This window comes from Inquilinus sp. (assembly GCF_039594555.1).
GTDB lineage: Bacteria > Pseudomonadota > Alphaproteobacteria > DSM-16000 > Inquilinaceae > Inquilinus.
In genome coordinates, this window is record NZ_JBCNNF010000185.1 from 1 (window position 1) to 13,128 (window position 13,128).

A 13,128-nucleotide genomic window follows, 5' to 3' on the forward strand; every position below is an offset into this window, starting at 1 on the left:
GCGTATGATTTTATGGCTATATTGATCCGTAAAGTTCATGGCAAGTCCTGTCATTTCTTTGTTGAGAACTTCGCGTACTTTTACATTTTGGACAAGGTGGCCCTGGCGGTGGTGGTGGCGGCGCCGATCGCGCTGAAATACATCGGCCTCGGCTCCGACGCCGGCGTGCTGATCCGGCTGCTGCGCTGGCCGGCCCTGTACCTGGCGACGATCGCGGCGCTGACGCTGGTCTATCGCTACGGCCCCGGCGGCCGGCGCGAGCATTGGCTGAACTGGGGCGGCATCGTCGCTGCCACCATCTGGCTCGGCGGCTCGATGCTGTTCTCCTGGTATGTCGCCCGCTTCGCCAATTACGGCGCGACCTACGGCTCGCTGGGCGCGGTGATCGGCTTCCTGACCTGGATCTGGCTGTCGACGGTGATCTTCCTGATCGGCGCCGAGCTGAACTCCGAGATCGAGCGGGAGAGAGACCGGCGGCCGCGCGCCAATCGAGTCCCCCCTCCCCCCGCGGGAGGGGGATAGGGGGAGGGGGTTTCCTCAGCCCGATCCGGCCGTCAGCCTGACCGGAGGATGGACCCTCCACGCATTCGCGCGCGGACGCGCGCAGACCCCTCCCCCTGCCCCCCTCCCGCAAGGGGAGGGGGGACTAAGTTAGGAGATGGTCTTCAAGAGTGATTACCGCGTGATCAGATCCGCCGGCAGGTCGCGGTTGTGGAACTGCTTGAAGGTGGCATTCAGGCTGCCATCGGCGAAATGCACCTTGATCCAGTCGTCCAGCCAGGCCTTCAGCTTGGGCTCGCCCTTCGGCAGGGCGATGCCGAGGTTCAGCTCCTGCTGCACGAACTTGGTCTCCAGCTTCTCGGAGCGGCCCTTGTTCATCTCCGACACCACCGCGCTCTGGGTCGAGACGATGTCGACCTGGCCGGAGACGGCGGCGGTGATCAGCGTCGCGTCATCCTCGAAGCGGACGATCTCGGCATCCTTGGCGTTCTTAGTCACCAGCGTGTCGTTGACCGTGGCCCGGGTCACGCCGATGCGCTTGCCGGCCAGATCGGCATAGTCCTTGATCGCGACGCCGGCCGGAGCCGCGACCTCGATGTTCAGCGTGGCGTAGGGGATGGTGAAGTCCACCGCCTTCTTGCGCTCCTCGGTGATCGCCAGGTCGGCAACCAGCAGGTCGGCCTTGCGGGTCTGGATCGTCGGCACTCGTGCGGCGTTGGTGATCTGCACCAACTCCAGCTCGGCACCGAGGTCCTTGGCGATCATCTTCGCCGTCTCGACGTCCGAGCCGGTGGGCTGCAGCTTGTCGTCGACGAAGGCGAACAGCGGCACGCCCATCGCCACGGCGATGCGCACCTTCTTGGTCGACTGGATGTCGTCCAGCGACTCCGCCTGCGCCAGCGGCACGGCCGCGACCCACAGCGCCGCCGCGGCGGCGGCGACCTTCAGCAAGCTTCTCATCACGTTCCTCCACCCTTGGTTCGATTGCGGCAGGACCGGCTGCCGTTCCGCGATCAGAGCCCGTTGGACAGGAAGTCGCGGAGCTCCCCTGTCTGCGGCGCCGCGAGCATCCCGCCCGGCCCCGTCTCCCAGACCTTGCCCAGATGCATGAAGATGATCCGGTCGGCGACGCGGCGGGCGAACGCCATCTCATGCGTCACCACCAGCATCGTCATGCCGCCGCGGGCCAGGCTCTCCATCACCTTCAGCACCTCGCCCGTCAGATGCGGGTCGAGGGCCGAGGTCACCTCGTCGAACAGCATCACCTTCGGGCTCATCGCCAGCGACCGGGCGATCGCCACTCGTTGCTGCTGGCCGCCCGACAGCTGCTCCGGATAGGCGTCGATCTTGTCGGCCAGACCAACCCGCTCCAGCGCCGCGCGGGCGAGGTCGCGCACCTCGGCTCCGCGCATCCGGCGCACCCGGCGCGGCGCCAGGGTGATGTTCTGCTCGACGGTCAGGTGTGGGAACAGGTTGTAGCTCTGGAACACCATGCCGACGTCCTGGCGCAGGGCGCGCAGGTTCAGGTCCGCCGCGTCGACCTTGTGGCCGCAGACCTCGATGCTGCCCGACTGGATCGTCTCCAGCCGGTTGACGCAGCGCAGCGCCGTGCTCTTGCCCGAGCCGCTGCGGCCGATGATGGCGACGACCTCGCCCTTGGCGACCTCGAAGGAGACGCCCTTGAGCACCTCGAGCTCGCCGAAGCGCTTGTGGACATCACGCAGCGTGACGACGGCCGACATTCATCTTCCTTTCGAGGGAACGGCTCCAGCGCGACAGCGGGTAGCAGAGGGCGAAGTAGATCAGCCCCGCGATGCCGAAGACGAGGAACGGCTGGAACAGGGAGTTGTTGATGACCTGGGCGGCACGGGTCAGCTCGACGAAGCCGACGACGGAGGCCAGCGAGGTGCTCTTCAGCACCTGCACCAGGAAGCCCACGGTCGGCGGGGTGGCGATGCGCATGGCCTGGGGCAGGATGACGTCGGTCAGCACCTGCCAGCGATTCAGCGCCAGGCATTCGGCCGCCTCGCTCTGGGTCTTCGGCACCGCCTCGACGCAGCCGCGCCAGATCTCGCCCAGGAAGGCGCTGCAATAGATCATCAGCGACACGCCGGCGGCCAAGAGCGGCGGCACCTCGATGCCGACGATGCCGAGGCCGAAATAGACCAGGAACAGCAGGATCAGCAGCGGCGTGCCCTGGATGATCTGGACATAGACGAAGGCCGCGCGGCGCAGGAATCGCCCGCGCGAGATGCGCAGCAGCATGACGCCGAAGCCGGCGACGCCACCCAGCGCGAAGGCCAGCAGCGACAGCACCACGGTCCAGGCCGTGCCCTGCAGCAGGTAGATCAAGTGGTTGATCGTGAAGGCGCCGCCCATGCCGGCCTCCTCAGAGCGGGGTGCCGAGCCGGCGCCGGCGCGGGAAGATCGCCTGGCCGAACAGGTGGAAGCCGAATTTCAGCAGCAGCGCCATGGCCAGGTACAGCAGCGCCACGACGATGTAGGTCTCGAACGGCCGGAAGGTGTCGGACTGGATATTGTTGGCGATCGCCGTCAGCTCCTCGGCCGAGATCTGCGAGGTGACGGAGGAGGACAGCATCATCAGCACGAACTGGCTGGTCAGCGCCGGATACACCCGCTCCAGCGCCGGGCGCAGGATCACGTCCCAGTAGATCTGCGGCGTCGACAGGCCCAGCGCCTGCGCCGCCTCGACCTGGCCGGGCGGCACCGTGTCCATGCCGGCGCGCACGATCTCGGCCGTATAGGCGCCGACATTGATCACCATGGTCAGCACCGCGGCGGCGAAGATCGGCAGCCTGAGGCCGATGCTGGACAGGCCGAAGAACAGGAAGAAGATCTGGATCAGGTACGGGGTGTTGCGGACGATCTCGACATAGGCGCCGCACAGCCCGACGATCCAGCGCGACCGGCCGCGGCGGCCGATGGCGCAGACCACGCCGATGGCGAGGCCGGCCACGGTGGCCACCAGCGTCATCTCCAGCGTCATCAGCGCGCCGTGCAGGAAGGACGGCCAGTAGTCCTGCAGGCTGTCGAAGTCGAACTCGTACCGCATCGGGCGTGCGCCCCCTCCCCTGTGGCCGCCTCGTCTTGGTCCGCCGCGGCTCAGGTGCCGGGCGGCGGCGCGTCGACGAAAAAGTCCGGATTGTGGTCTTTGATGCCGCCCAGATCGGCCAGCAGCGCGCCGAGATGTGCCCCCATCCTCGCCGCGGCGCGGTCCGGGTCATGCGCCTCGATCCCGTCCAGGATGGCGCCGTGCTCGGCGATGATCCGGGCCAGCCGCCCCTCCTCCGGCAAGGTCAGGCGACGGAAGCGGTCGACCTGGATCTTGACCTGCTGCACCAGGGTCCAGATGCCGGGATGGCCGGCGGCCTCGGCGATGCCGGCATGGAACGCCTCGTCGGCCTGGTGGAAGCCGTCGCGGTCGCCCGCCGCCGCGGTCTCGCGCAGCCGCTCCATCACCGCACGCAGGGTGGCGATTTGGCTGCTTCTGGCGCGCTCGGCCGCCATCCGCGCCGTGGTCTCCTCCAGCGACTTCCGGATGATGATCGCCTCCGGCAGGGCATGCACCGGGATGCGCGACACGAAGGTGCCGGATTGCGGGAAGATGTCGACCAGCCCCTCATCGGCCAGGCGCAGCATCGCCTCGCGCACCGGGGTGCGGCTGACGCCGTAGCTCTCGGCGATCTCCTTCTCCGACAGCGGCGTGCCGGGCTTCAGGCGAAGGGCGACGATGTCGCTGCGCAGCGCCCGGCGAATCAGGGCGGAGGCGGTGGCCGGGCGGCCCTGCGACAGCGCGTCGAGGCGCGATGACCGCGGCATCCGTCGCCGTCCCCCCGGCCCGTCTTCCCCCGCCGTCGCACCGCGCATCCACCCCCTCCCCGCTCACCTTGATATGCACCGTATACTAAAATATCAGTTGTTCAAGCACGCCGGCCCAATCCAGCGGAACCAAGGGATTCTGCCGGCCTCCGTTTCAGTCGAAGGAATGACTCGCCATCCGCGGCACGGTGTGACTTGATTCTTTCCGGCGAAGCCCATTTGAATCAATTCGACAGACCGTGGCGCCCCTGGGACAGGAGCAATGCGCCGCGGCGATCATTCGAGGGAGAGCGAGGAGAGTATGGCGGTGAAGCAGCGGGCCCCCCAGCGGCTGAAGCAGTTGCTGAAGAGTTGCGGCGCACGCGTGGATGCACGGGTCCGCGAACAGCTGGCGACGCTGCCGGCAGGCTGGTCCCGGTCGGTCAGCGGCATGTTCGCGCGGGTGGAGCGCATCCTGACCGATGAGGAACGCCAGACCTTCCGCTGGACCGAGGTGCGCGACCGCGACGGGCGCCTGGCCGCCTCCTGGTCCGGGGCGCGCGATTCGGGGGTGCTGATCGACCAGATCGTCGAGGAGGCCGCGACCGACGTATCCGAGACCGGCCCGGCCGGCTGGAAGAACTCGGCCGCGGAGCTGGCCACCAGCATCCGCGGCATGGCGGCGAAGGCGTCGTCGCCGGCCGCCGCCGCCAAGGCCGCCGCCGCCGCCCTGCCGCTGATGATCGCCGAGGCCCAGGCCTATTTCCGCAACCCGGATGCCGAAGCCGGCGCCATCACCCAGCAAATCCGCGAGGCGCTGCAGCGCCTGGACCACGAGGCGCGCCGCTCGCTGCGCGCCAAGCTGATCCCGGACGCGTCGTAAGGCCCTTCCGGTCCGGAACGAATTGCGCTGCCTCTCCCGTTGCGCGGGAGAGGCAGCGCAAACGCGTTCGCATCGACTATCGGGCCTCGCAGACTTCCACGTTCCGCTGCGCAGTCTCCCGCCTCCGCAGCAGGACGTAGGCGGCCAGCGCGGCCACCAGTGTGGCAACGACCAGCACGGCCAGCATTGCCTGAAAGGCGCCGCCATAGGCCTGGGCCAGCGCCGCCCGGCCGAAGCCGGGCAGAAGCGCCTCGGCCCGGCCCATGTCGCCGCCGGCCAGGGCGTTGACCGCATCGGCCACCCGCGCCCCCTCGCCCGCGGCGCGGTGCAGGTCGGACTGGCCGAGCGCCACCACCAGCGCGCCGGCGGCGGCGATCGCCACCGCCTCCCCTGCCACCCGCATGGTCGAGAAGATGCCGGTGGCCATGCCGGCGCGCTCGCGCGGCACGACGCTGACCGACAGGTCATCCATCAGCCCCCAGGGCAGGCCGGTGCCGATGCCGATCACCAGCATCGGCAGGGCCAGGGTCATCGCCTCGGCGCCGACCGGCACGGCGGCCAGCCAGCCGAGGCCGAGCGCGGCGATCAGCAGCCCGACCGCCGACAGCACCGCCGCCGGGATCCGCCGGGCCAGCAGGCCGGCGAGGAACGGCACCACCGCCATCGGCGCCGACAGCGCGATCATCAGCCCGCCGGCCTCGATCTCGCTCATCCCCTCCGCGCCGATGAAGCGCACCGGCAGCAGCACCAGCGGCACCACGAAGCAGACCGCCGTGGCGATCGGCAGGAACTGCGCCCCGACGAAGCGCGGGTAGCGGAACAGCGACAGGTCCAGCATCGGCCGCCGCACCCGCGTCTCGATCGCGACGAACAGCGCCAGCATCGCCCCGGCGCCCAGCAGCAGGCCCAGCACGACGGGGCTGCCCCAGCCATCCTGCGGCCCCTGCATGATGCCGAAGGTCAGCAGGCCGAGGGCGGCGGTGAAGCTGAACAGGCCCGGCCAGTCGACGCCGGTGGCGCCGGGGTCGCGCGACTCCCGCATCCGCGGCACGCCGAAGGCCAGCACCGGGACGGCGATCGCGGCGCCGGCCAGGAAGATGGCGCGCCAGCCCAGCGTCTCCACCAGCGCGCCGGCCAGGATCGGGCCGAAGGCCAGGCCGATGCCGAAGCTGGTGCCCAGCAGGCTGAAGGCGCGGGTGCGGGCCGGCCCCTCGAATTCCTGCGCCAGCGAGGCGGCGCCGCCGGCCATGGCGATCGAGGCGGCGACGCCCTGGGCGCCGCGCAGCAGGTCCAGCGCCACCACCGAGGGCGCGAAGCCCAGCACCAGCGACAGCAGGCCGAAGCCGGCGACGCCGATGGCGAACAGGCGCTTGCGGCCCAGCTGGTCGGCCAGGGCGCCTGCGGCCATGACGAAGCTGCCGAAGCACAGCACGAAGGCGTTCACCACCCAGGCCAACGCCACCGGGCTGCCGCCGAGCTCACGCCCGATCGCCGGCAGCGCCACCGCCGGGCCGGTGAAGCTGAGCGGCATCATCAGCCCGGCCAGGCAGACGGCGCCCAGCACCCACAGGTCGTTGCCGGAGTCGTCGGGGATGGCGCGTGCGGTCATGTCGTCTCTCCTCGCGTCAGATCGACATGCCGCCATCGATGGTCAGGGCGGCGCCGGTGACGAAGCGGCTCTCGGCCGAGGCCACCCAGGCGACCAGACCGGCGATGTCGTCGCCGCTGCCGTAGCGCGGGATCGCCATTAGCGACCGCAGCGTGTCGGCGCGCGGTCCGTCGGCCGGGTTCATGTCGGTGTCGGTCGGGCCGGGCTGCACCAGGTTGACGGTGATGCCCTGAGGGCCGAGGTCCCGCGCCGCGCCCTTGACCAGGCCGGTCAGCGCCGTCTTCGACAGGGTGTAGAGCGTGACGCCCGCGCCCGGCACGCGCTCGGCCAGGTTGCTGCCGATGACGATGATCCGCCCGCCCTCCGGCAGGTGCCGCGCCGCCGCCTGGGCGGCGACAAAGACGCCGCGGACATTGATGGCGATGGTGCGGTCGAACTCCTCGACCGTGAACTCGCCGAACGGGCGGTGCACGGCGATGCCGGCATTGGCCACCAGGATGTCGAGCCGGCCGACCTCCGCCGCCGCCCGGTCCACCGCCGCGGCGGCCGCCGCCGGGTCGGCGCTGTCGGCCTCGATCAGCACGGCGCGCCGGCCTGCCGCCTCGATGTCGCGCGCCACCTCGGCCGCCTTGTCGGGCGACGAACTGTAGGTGAGGGCCACGTCGGCGCCTTGCCGCGCCAGGCGGCGGGCGATGGCGGCGCCGATGCCGCGGCTGGCGCCGGTGACCAGCGCCGCCTTTCCGGACAGGTCGGCCATGGGAGGCTCCATATCTTTAATGATCGATAAATAAATAGCTGGCGCAGTTGCACCCCGCGGTCAAGAGATTTATTTATGGATCGTTAAAGAAAGGATCGGAGATGGCAGAGCGCGGCCGACCCCGCGGTTTCGACCGGGACGTGGCCCTGCGGCGGGCGATGGAGCTGTTCTGGCGGCACGGCTATGAGGGCGTGTCGATGGCCGAGCTGACCGCGGCGATGGGCATCGCGGCGCCCAGCCTCTACGCCGCCTTCGGCAGCAAGGAGGCGCTGTTCCGCGAGGCGATCGCGCTGTACCGCGATACCGCCGGCTCGGCCACGCGCCGGGCGCTGGACTGCGAGCGGACGGCGCGCGGCGCCATCGAGGCGATGCTGCGCGACAATGCCGACGCCTTCACCGACCCCGCCCTGCCCCATGGCTGCTTCGTCATCCTCGGCGCCGTCAACACGGCGCCGGAGCATGAGGGTGTGCGCACCCATCTGCTGGACCTGCACAAGGAATCCTGCGGCCTGATCCTGCGCCGGCTGGAGCAGGGCGCGGCGGCCGGCGAGTTCCCGGCGGGCCTGGATCTGGGCCCGCTGGCCGGCTTCTATTCGACCGTGCTGGCCGGGCTGTCGATCAAGGCCCGCGACGGCACCGGCCGCCGCGAGATGCACGCCATCATCGACCACGCCATGGCGGCCTGGGACGCGATGGTCGGGGCGGCCGGCTCTAAACCAGCGGACGCGGCCAGCGGCGGGTGATCTTGTACACCGCGGCCGGCGGGACATTGGCCACCGCCCGGCCGATCCGCACCGCCTTGAGGCCAAGCCGGTCCAGGATGGCGCGCGGGATCGGGCAGCGCGGCCCGTAGGTGAACTGGTAGAATGCCCCGTCCGGCCGCAGATGTCCGAACGCGCCGTTGAGGATGCCGATCACGATCTTCGGCGGCATCGACAGCACCGGCAGGCCGCTGACCACCGCGCCGGCCTTCTCGCCGTCGAACGGGTCAGCGCTGCCCAGCCGGGCCGCGTTCATGCACAGCACCTGCGCCTCCGGGAAGCGGTCGCGCAGCAGCGCAGCGAAATCCGGCCCGGCCTCGACCAGCGCCAGCCGCGACTCCGGCACGCCCCGGCCGATCAGCGCCCGGGTGAACGCCCCGGTGCCGGGCCCGAGCTCGATCACCGGCGCACTCTCCGGCCCGATCTCGGCGGTGATCGCCGCGGCCAGGGCCCGCCCCGAGGGCACCACCGCGGCCACCCGCAGCGGCGCCTTCAGCCAGGCGCGGAAGAAGGCGAAGTCGTCCGCCGCGTCCTGCCGGCGCGAGGGACCGGTGGCGGGCCGCGGCGTCAGCGCGGGCCCCTGCGCCAGGACTGGCGCACCGGCGGGGGAGACGGCGACAGCCTGCCGTCGGCGGGAGAAATTGCGCCACATCATCGTGCCCATAAGCTCCACAAGCACCAGCGCGACCAGCACCGTCAGCGCGAGAGAGGATGCGTTCGAGGCCGGTTCGACCAGCGCGGCGGCGGCATAGCCGGTGCCGATGAACAGCCCGTTCCACAGACCGATCCCGAGGGCGGTCGCAACGAAGAACATCAAGGGTCTGGCCCGCAGCAGCCCGGCGATGCCGGGAACCACCAGCCGCACGGTCGGCACCAGTTGCGCCACCAGCGCGAACAGTGCGCCGCGGTCCTGGAACCACGCAATGCAGCGGTCGACCCGCGCCGGGCCCATGCCGAAGAAGCCGGCGGTCCGCCGCAGCAGCGCGCCGGCCCGGGCCTCTCCCAAGCCCCAGCCCAGCCCGTAGAACAGCGCGCAGCCGGCGACGCCGCCGATCACCGTCATCGCCAAGGCCAGCGGCAGCGACCAATAGCCCTCGCCCACCGCCACCCCGACGGCCACCAGCAGGCCGTAGGACGGCAGGATCGGCAGCAGGCGCTCGACCAGCATCAGGCCGAACAGGCCGGCAACGCTGCAGACGGCGATCCAGGGCATAAGGGCTCCCAGCGGGTCCAAGGCCGACTCCCCTGTTATCATAGTAGGAATGAGAAGGTCAGGGGAACGCGATAGCGGCGCGTTCCGCTCATATGAGGACGAGGCCCGGCGGCAAGGTGCGGCAGCGGCATTGCGCCGCGGCACAGGCTCCCCGCATCCGGTGGTCGGGCGCCGCCGATCCCAGCCTCCCGCCGCATCGTCCCGGCAGGTTATGAATGCTCGATTTGCGGCGCTATCCGGAATAATCTGCAGGGGCCATGAAGAAACCCTTCACAATCGAGCGGGACCAGCTGGACGGCGTCATCGCCGTGTTACGCGTGGCCGAGCGCCGCAGTTTCCGGGCCGCGGCGGAGGAGCTGGGGGTATCGCCCTCGGCGATCAGCCAGACCATCCGCGGGCTGGAGGCGCGGCTGGGCGTCGCGCTGCTGACCCGCACCACCCGCCGGGTCGGGCTGACCGAGGCCGGCCAGCGCTTCCTCGACCGTGCCCGGCCGGCAGTGGCGGAGATCCTGGCCGCCTTCGACGCGGCGCAGAGCCTGGGCGAGGAGGTGACCGGCCTGCTGCGCCTGAACATGCCGCGGGCGCTGGTGCCGTTCCTGGCCGAGCCGATCCTGGCCCAGTTCGGCGCCGCCCACCCGGCACTGCAGATCGAGATCTTCGCCGACGACAGCCTCGCCAACATCGTCGCCGAGGGCTTCGACGCCGGCATCCGCCTAGGCGAGCTGCTGGAGGCCGACATGGTGGCGGTGCGGCTGACCCCGCCCTTCCAGTTCGCCGTGGTCGGGTCCCCCGCCTATTTCGCCCGGCACGGCCGGCCGCAGCGGCCGGAGGACCTGCATCGCCACGCCTGTATCGGCACCCGCCAGTCGCCGCAGGGGCCGATCTATCGCTGGGAGTTCGTCGAGGGCAATCGCGCCTTCGACATCGCGGTGGCCGGGCCGGTGATCGTCAACAGCGGCGGGCTGAACCTGATGGCGGCCGAGATGGGGCTGGGCCTCGCCTACACCGCCGTGCCGGCGGTGCAGGAGCAGGTCGCCGCCGGGGTGCTGGAGCCGGTGCTGCAGGACTTCTGCCCCGGCACCCCCGGCCTGTTCCTGTACTATCCCAGCCGCGCCCAGGCCCTGCCCAAGCTGCGCGCCTTCATCCAGTTCGTGCACGACACGCTGCGGCCGGAGACGACGGCTTATATGGGCGCGCGGAACGGAACGCCGGGAAAATCCATCCCGCCTGTCGGCTTCCGCCTGCCTGGACCGTCCTAGGGTCGATCGCAACCGGACGAAGGAGACATGCCATGTCCTATGCAGACGGATTCGTGCTGGCGGTGCCAAAGGACAGGCTGGAGGACTACAAGGCGATGGCACGGCTGGGCGGCACGATCTGGAAGGAGCATGGCGCCCTGGCCTATGTCGAATGCATTGGCGACGACGTGCCCTATGGCGAGGTGACCTCCTTTCCACGCGCGGTGCAGGCCAAGGAGGACGAGGTCGTGATCTTCTCCTGGATCGTCTACGAGTCCCGCGCCGCGCGCGACGAGATCGTGAAGAAGGTGATGGCCGACCCGCGCCTGACGATGCCCCCCACGGGCATGCCGTTCGACGGCAAGCGCATGATCTATGGCGGCTTCGAGGTGTTCGTGGAGCTGTAGCGGTCAGGCTGCAGGCCGGTCCGTCAGCAGGCCGGACAGCATCGTCTCGAAGGCCTGCACCGAACGGCGGGACGCGGCGTCCGGGTCGGGGGCGTTGGCGATCCACTGGGCGGCGTGCAGCATCGCCCCGTTGATCAGCCGCGCCGTCGCCTCCGGGTCGACCGGGCGGATCGTGCCGTCCCCGGCCAGCCGGCGCAGCGCCCCTGTCATCGAGGCGATGCAGGCGGACTGGCCGTCCCAGGTCGACGGGTCGCCCAGCACCGACGGGCCGTCGCGCAGCACGATGCGCCGGATCTCCGGCTCCACCGCCATCTCGAGATAGGCGGTGCATTCGGCGACGAAGGCCTGCCAGGGGTCCGGGGCCCGGCGCGAGACCTGCTGCAGCCGGGCGTTCATCTCGGTGTCGATCTCGGCGATCACCGCCCGCAGCAGGCCCTTCTTGTCGCCGAAATGATGGTACAGCGCGCCGCGGGTCAGCCCGGCCCCGGCGGTGAAATCGTCCATCGACGCCGCCGCATAGCCCTGGGTGCCGAAGGCGTGCCGGGCCGCCGCCAGCAGCTTGGCGCGGGTCTCGGCGATCATCTCGCTGCGGGGTCGGTGGGCCATGCCCCTCCTTTCACATACGCAACGTATGCCAATTGACATGCGCCGCGCATATCATTATCTGCTTCACATACGCCACGTATGCAAGTGGTCGTGTGCTAAGAGATACCGGCAGCCAGCGGAGATCTGCCATGCCCAACCCCTATGCCGAGATCTTCCGGGCGCCCGGCGCCAAGGCGTTCTCCGCCGCCGGCTTCGTCGCCCGGCTGCCGCAGGCGATGATCACGCTCGGCATCGTCACCATGCTGTCGCAGACCCATGGCGAATACTGGCTGGCCGGCGGCGTGGCCGCCGCCTTCGCCCTGGCCAACGCCCTGATCGCGCCGCGGGTGTCGCGGCTGGTCGATCGCTGCGGCCAGGCCCGCGTGCTGCTGCCCGCCAGCGCGGTCAGCGTCGCCGCGCTGGCCGGGTTGATGCTGGCCGCCCGCGCCGGCGCGCCGGGCTGGACCCTGTTCCTGTTCGCGGTACTGGCCGGGGCGATGCCGGCGATCTCGGCGATGGTGCGGGCGCGCTGGACCCGGCTGTATCGCGACACGCCGCAGTTGCACGCCGCCTTCGCCTTCGAATCGGTGGTCGACGAGGTGATCTACATGACCGGGCCGGTGCTCGCGATCGGCCTCAGCGTCGCCCTGTTCCCGGAGGCCGGGCCGCTGGCCGCCGCCCTGCTGCTGGCCGCCGGCACGCTGCTGTTCGCGGCGCAGCGGTCGACCGAGCCGCCGGTGCATTCGGCCGAGGCCGGCCGGGGCGGCGCCGTCATCCGCCTGGCGTCGCTGCGCATCATCGTGCTGACCCTGGCGGCGATCGGCGCGATCTTCGGCACCGCCGAGGTCACCGCCATCGCCTTCGCCGAGGCGCAGGGCCAGAAGGCCGCGGCCAGCCTGGTGCTGGCCAGCTACGCCGCCGGATCGCTGATCGCCGGGCTGGTGTTCGGCACGCTGAAGCCGCGGATGACGCTGGCCGGGCAGTTCGTGCTGGCCATCGGCCTGGCCGCGCTGACGACGCTGCCGCTGCTGGTGATCGGCAGCATCCCGGCCTTGGCCGCGGTCCTGTTCCTGGCCGGCGCCGCGGTGTCGCCCACCATCATCGTCTCGATGGGGCTGATCGAGCGGCTGGTGCCGCCGTCGCAGCTGACCGAGGGCATCACCTGGGCGATGACCGGCATCGGCATCGGCGTGGCCTTCGGGTCCTCGGTCTCGGGCTGGGTGATCGACACCTTCGGCGCCCAGAACGGCTTCTGGGTTTCGGTGGCCTCGGGCGCGCTGGCGCTGGCCGTCGCCCTGCTGGGGCAGCACCGGCTGCTGGTGCGGGCGACGGTGCCGGCGGGGGGCTGGCGCCGC

General features: G+C 70.6%; 15 protein-coding genes. 6 read left to right on the forward strand and 9 right to left on the reverse strand.

Translation table 11 applies throughout. From position 1 onward, the window contains the following. The first annotated feature begins 96 nt into the window (after positions 1-96). Positions 97-522 (forward strand): YihY/virulence factor BrkB family protein, encoded by a 426-nt coding sequence (locus tag ABDW35_RS19750; RefSeq protein WP_343715591.1) that lies wholly within the window; start codon positions 97-99, stop codon positions 520-522. A gap of 153 nt (positions 523-675) precedes the next feature. On the opposite strand, the gene ABDW35_RS19755 is transcribed toward ABDW35_RS19750, so the two are convergent. From ABDW35_RS19755 to ABDW35_RS19775, 5 genes are read right to left on the reverse strand one after another with little or no spacing between them, the layout of a single operon-like run. Continuing rightward, complete coding sequence (locus ABDW35_RS19755) at positions 676-1,461, reverse strand: transporter substrate-binding domain-containing protein (protein WP_343715592.1); 786 nt, start codon at positions 1,459-1,461, stop codon at positions 676-678. Positions 1,462-1,514: 53 nt separating this feature from the next. Then, positions 1,515-2,243 (reverse strand): amino acid ABC transporter ATP-binding protein, encoded by a 729-nt coding sequence (locus ABDW35_RS19760; RefSeq protein WP_343715593.1) that lies wholly within the window; start codon positions 2,241-2,243, stop codon positions 1,515-1,517. Beyond that, on the reverse strand, positions 2,218-2,880 hold the full coding sequence (locus ABDW35_RS19765; protein ID WP_343715594.1) for an amino acid ABC transporter permease: 663 nt from the start codon (positions 2,878-2,880) through the stop codon (positions 2,218-2,220). The genes ABDW35_RS19760 and ABDW35_RS19765 overlap by 26 nt, the downstream gene beginning before the upstream one ends. A gap of 10 nt (positions 2,881-2,890) precedes the next feature. Further along, positions 2,891-3,574 carry an amino acid ABC transporter permease gene (locus tag ABDW35_RS19770; protein WP_343715595.1) on the reverse strand — a complete coding sequence of 228 codons (684 nt, stop codon included), beginning with the start codon at positions 3,572-3,574 and terminating at the stop codon, positions 2,891-2,893. 50 nt (positions 3,575-3,624) lie between these two features. After that, entirely contained in the window at positions 3,625-4,341 is a 717-nt protein-coding gene (locus tag ABDW35_RS19775; RefSeq protein ID WP_343715596.1) for a GntR family transcriptional regulator, read from the reverse strand. Positions 4,342-4,648: 307 nt separating this feature from the next. On the opposite strand from ABDW35_RS19775, the gene ABDW35_RS19780 reads away from it, so the two are divergent. After that, a complete protein-coding gene (locus ABDW35_RS19780; protein ID WP_343715597.1) occupies positions 4,649-5,203 on the forward strand; it encodes a hypothetical protein in 555 nt (184 codons plus the stop codon). Positions 5,204-5,279: 76 nt separating this feature from the next. Here ABDW35_RS19780 and ABDW35_RS19785 read toward each other — a convergent pair whose 3' ends face one another. Continuing rightward, positions 5,280-6,812: an MFS transporter gene (locus ABDW35_RS19785; protein ID WP_343715598.1), complete on the reverse strand. Its 1,533-nt coding sequence runs from the start codon at positions 6,810-6,812 to the stop codon at positions 5,280-5,282. A 16-nt stretch (positions 6,813-6,828) separates the two neighbouring features. Then, on the reverse strand, positions 6,829-7,569 hold the full coding sequence (locus tag ABDW35_RS19790) for an SDR family oxidoreductase (protein ID WP_343715599.1): 741 nt from the start codon (positions 7,567-7,569) through the stop codon (positions 6,829-6,831). Positions 7,570-7,670: 101 nt separating this feature from the next. Between ABDW35_RS19790 and ABDW35_RS19795 the strand changes: the two genes are divergently transcribed. Then, positions 7,671-8,312: a TetR/AcrR family transcriptional regulator gene (locus tag ABDW35_RS19795; RefSeq protein ID WP_343715600.1), complete on the forward strand. Its 642-nt coding sequence runs from the start codon at positions 7,671-7,673 to the stop codon at positions 8,310-8,312. Here ABDW35_RS19795 and ABDW35_RS19800 read toward each other — a convergent pair. After that, a complete protein-coding gene (locus ABDW35_RS19800; RefSeq protein ID WP_343715601.1) occupies positions 8,281-9,543 on the reverse strand; it encodes a VTT domain-containing protein in 1,263 nt (420 codons plus the stop codon). The two genes, ABDW35_RS19795 and ABDW35_RS19800, sit on opposite strands and share 32 nt — an antisense overlap. A 257-nt stretch (positions 9,544-9,800) precedes the next feature. Between ABDW35_RS19800 and ABDW35_RS19805 the strand changes: the two genes are divergently transcribed. Both ABDW35_RS19805 and ABDW35_RS19810 read left to right on the forward strand, forming a co-directional pair. Further along, positions 9,801-10,802 (forward strand): LysR family transcriptional regulator, encoded by a 1,002-nt coding sequence (locus ABDW35_RS19805; protein ID WP_343715602.1) that lies wholly within the window; start codon positions 9,801-9,803, stop codon positions 10,800-10,802. Between the two features lie 32 nt (positions 10,803-10,834). Continuing rightward, a complete protein-coding gene (locus tag ABDW35_RS19810) occupies positions 10,835-11,188 on the forward strand; it encodes a DUF1428 family protein (RefSeq protein ID WP_343715603.1) in 354 nt (117 codons plus the stop codon). 3 nt (positions 11,189-11,191) lie between these two features. On the opposite strand, the gene ABDW35_RS19815 is transcribed toward ABDW35_RS19810, so the two are convergent. Next, positions 11,192-11,794, reverse strand: coding sequence for a TetR/AcrR family transcriptional regulator (locus tag ABDW35_RS19815; RefSeq protein WP_343715604.1), 603 nt, complete (start codon positions 11,792-11,794; stop codon positions 11,192-11,194). Positions 11,795-11,922: 128 nt separating this feature from the next. On the opposite strand from ABDW35_RS19815, the gene ABDW35_RS19820 reads away from it, so the two are divergent. Continuing rightward, positions 11,923-13,128 (forward strand): MFS transporter (locus tag ABDW35_RS19820; RefSeq protein ID WP_343715605.1); only part of this gene is annotated, 1,206 nt, incomplete at its 3' end.

Bases quoted from the DNA above. Each gene is read 5' to 3' on its own strand.
- ABDW35_RS19755 (WP_343715592.1), bottom strand. From the start codon at position 1,461: ATGAGAAGCTTGCTGAAGGTCGCCGCCGCCGCGGCGGCGCTGTGGGTC.
- ABDW35_RS19760 (WP_343715593.1), bottom strand. From the start codon at position 2,243: ATGTCGGCCGTCGTCACGCTGCGTGATGTCCACAAGCGCTTCGGCGAG.
- ABDW35_RS19765 (WP_343715594.1), bottom strand. From the start codon at position 2,880: ATGGGCGGCGCCTTCACGATCAACCACTTGATCTACCTGCTGCAGGGC.
- ABDW35_RS19770 (WP_343715595.1), bottom strand. From the start codon at position 3,574: ATGCGGTACGAGTTCGACTTCGACAGCCTGCAGGACTACTGGCCGTCC.
- ABDW35_RS19775 (WP_343715596.1), bottom strand. From the start codon at position 4,341: ATGCCGCGGTCATCGCGCCTCGACGCGCTGTCGCAGGGCCGCCCGGCC.
- ABDW35_RS19785 (WP_343715598.1), bottom strand. From the start codon at position 6,812: ATGACCGCACGCGCCATCCCCGACGACTCCGGCAACGACCTGTGGGTG.
- ABDW35_RS19790 (WP_343715599.1), bottom strand. From the start codon at position 7,569: ATGGCCGACCTGTCCGGAAAGGCGGCGCTGGTCACCGGCGCCAGCCGC.
- ABDW35_RS19795 (WP_343715600.1), top strand. From the start codon at position 7,671: ATGGCAGAGCGCGGCCGACCCCGCGGTTTCGACCGGGACGTGGCCCTG.
- ABDW35_RS19800 (WP_343715601.1), bottom strand. From the start codon at position 9,543: ATGCCCTGGATCGCCGTCTGCAGCGTTGCCGGCCTGTTCGGCCTGATG.
- ABDW35_RS19805 (WP_343715602.1), top strand. From the start codon at position 9,801: ATGAAGAAACCCTTCACAATCGAGCGGGACCAGCTGGACGGCGTCATC.
- ABDW35_RS19810 (WP_343715603.1), top strand. From the start codon at position 10,835: ATGTCCTATGCAGACGGATTCGTGCTGGCGGTGCCAAAGGACAGGCTG.
- ABDW35_RS19815 (WP_343715604.1), bottom strand. From the start codon at position 11,794: ATGGCCCACCGACCCCGCAGCGAGATGATCGCCGAGACCCGCGCCAAG.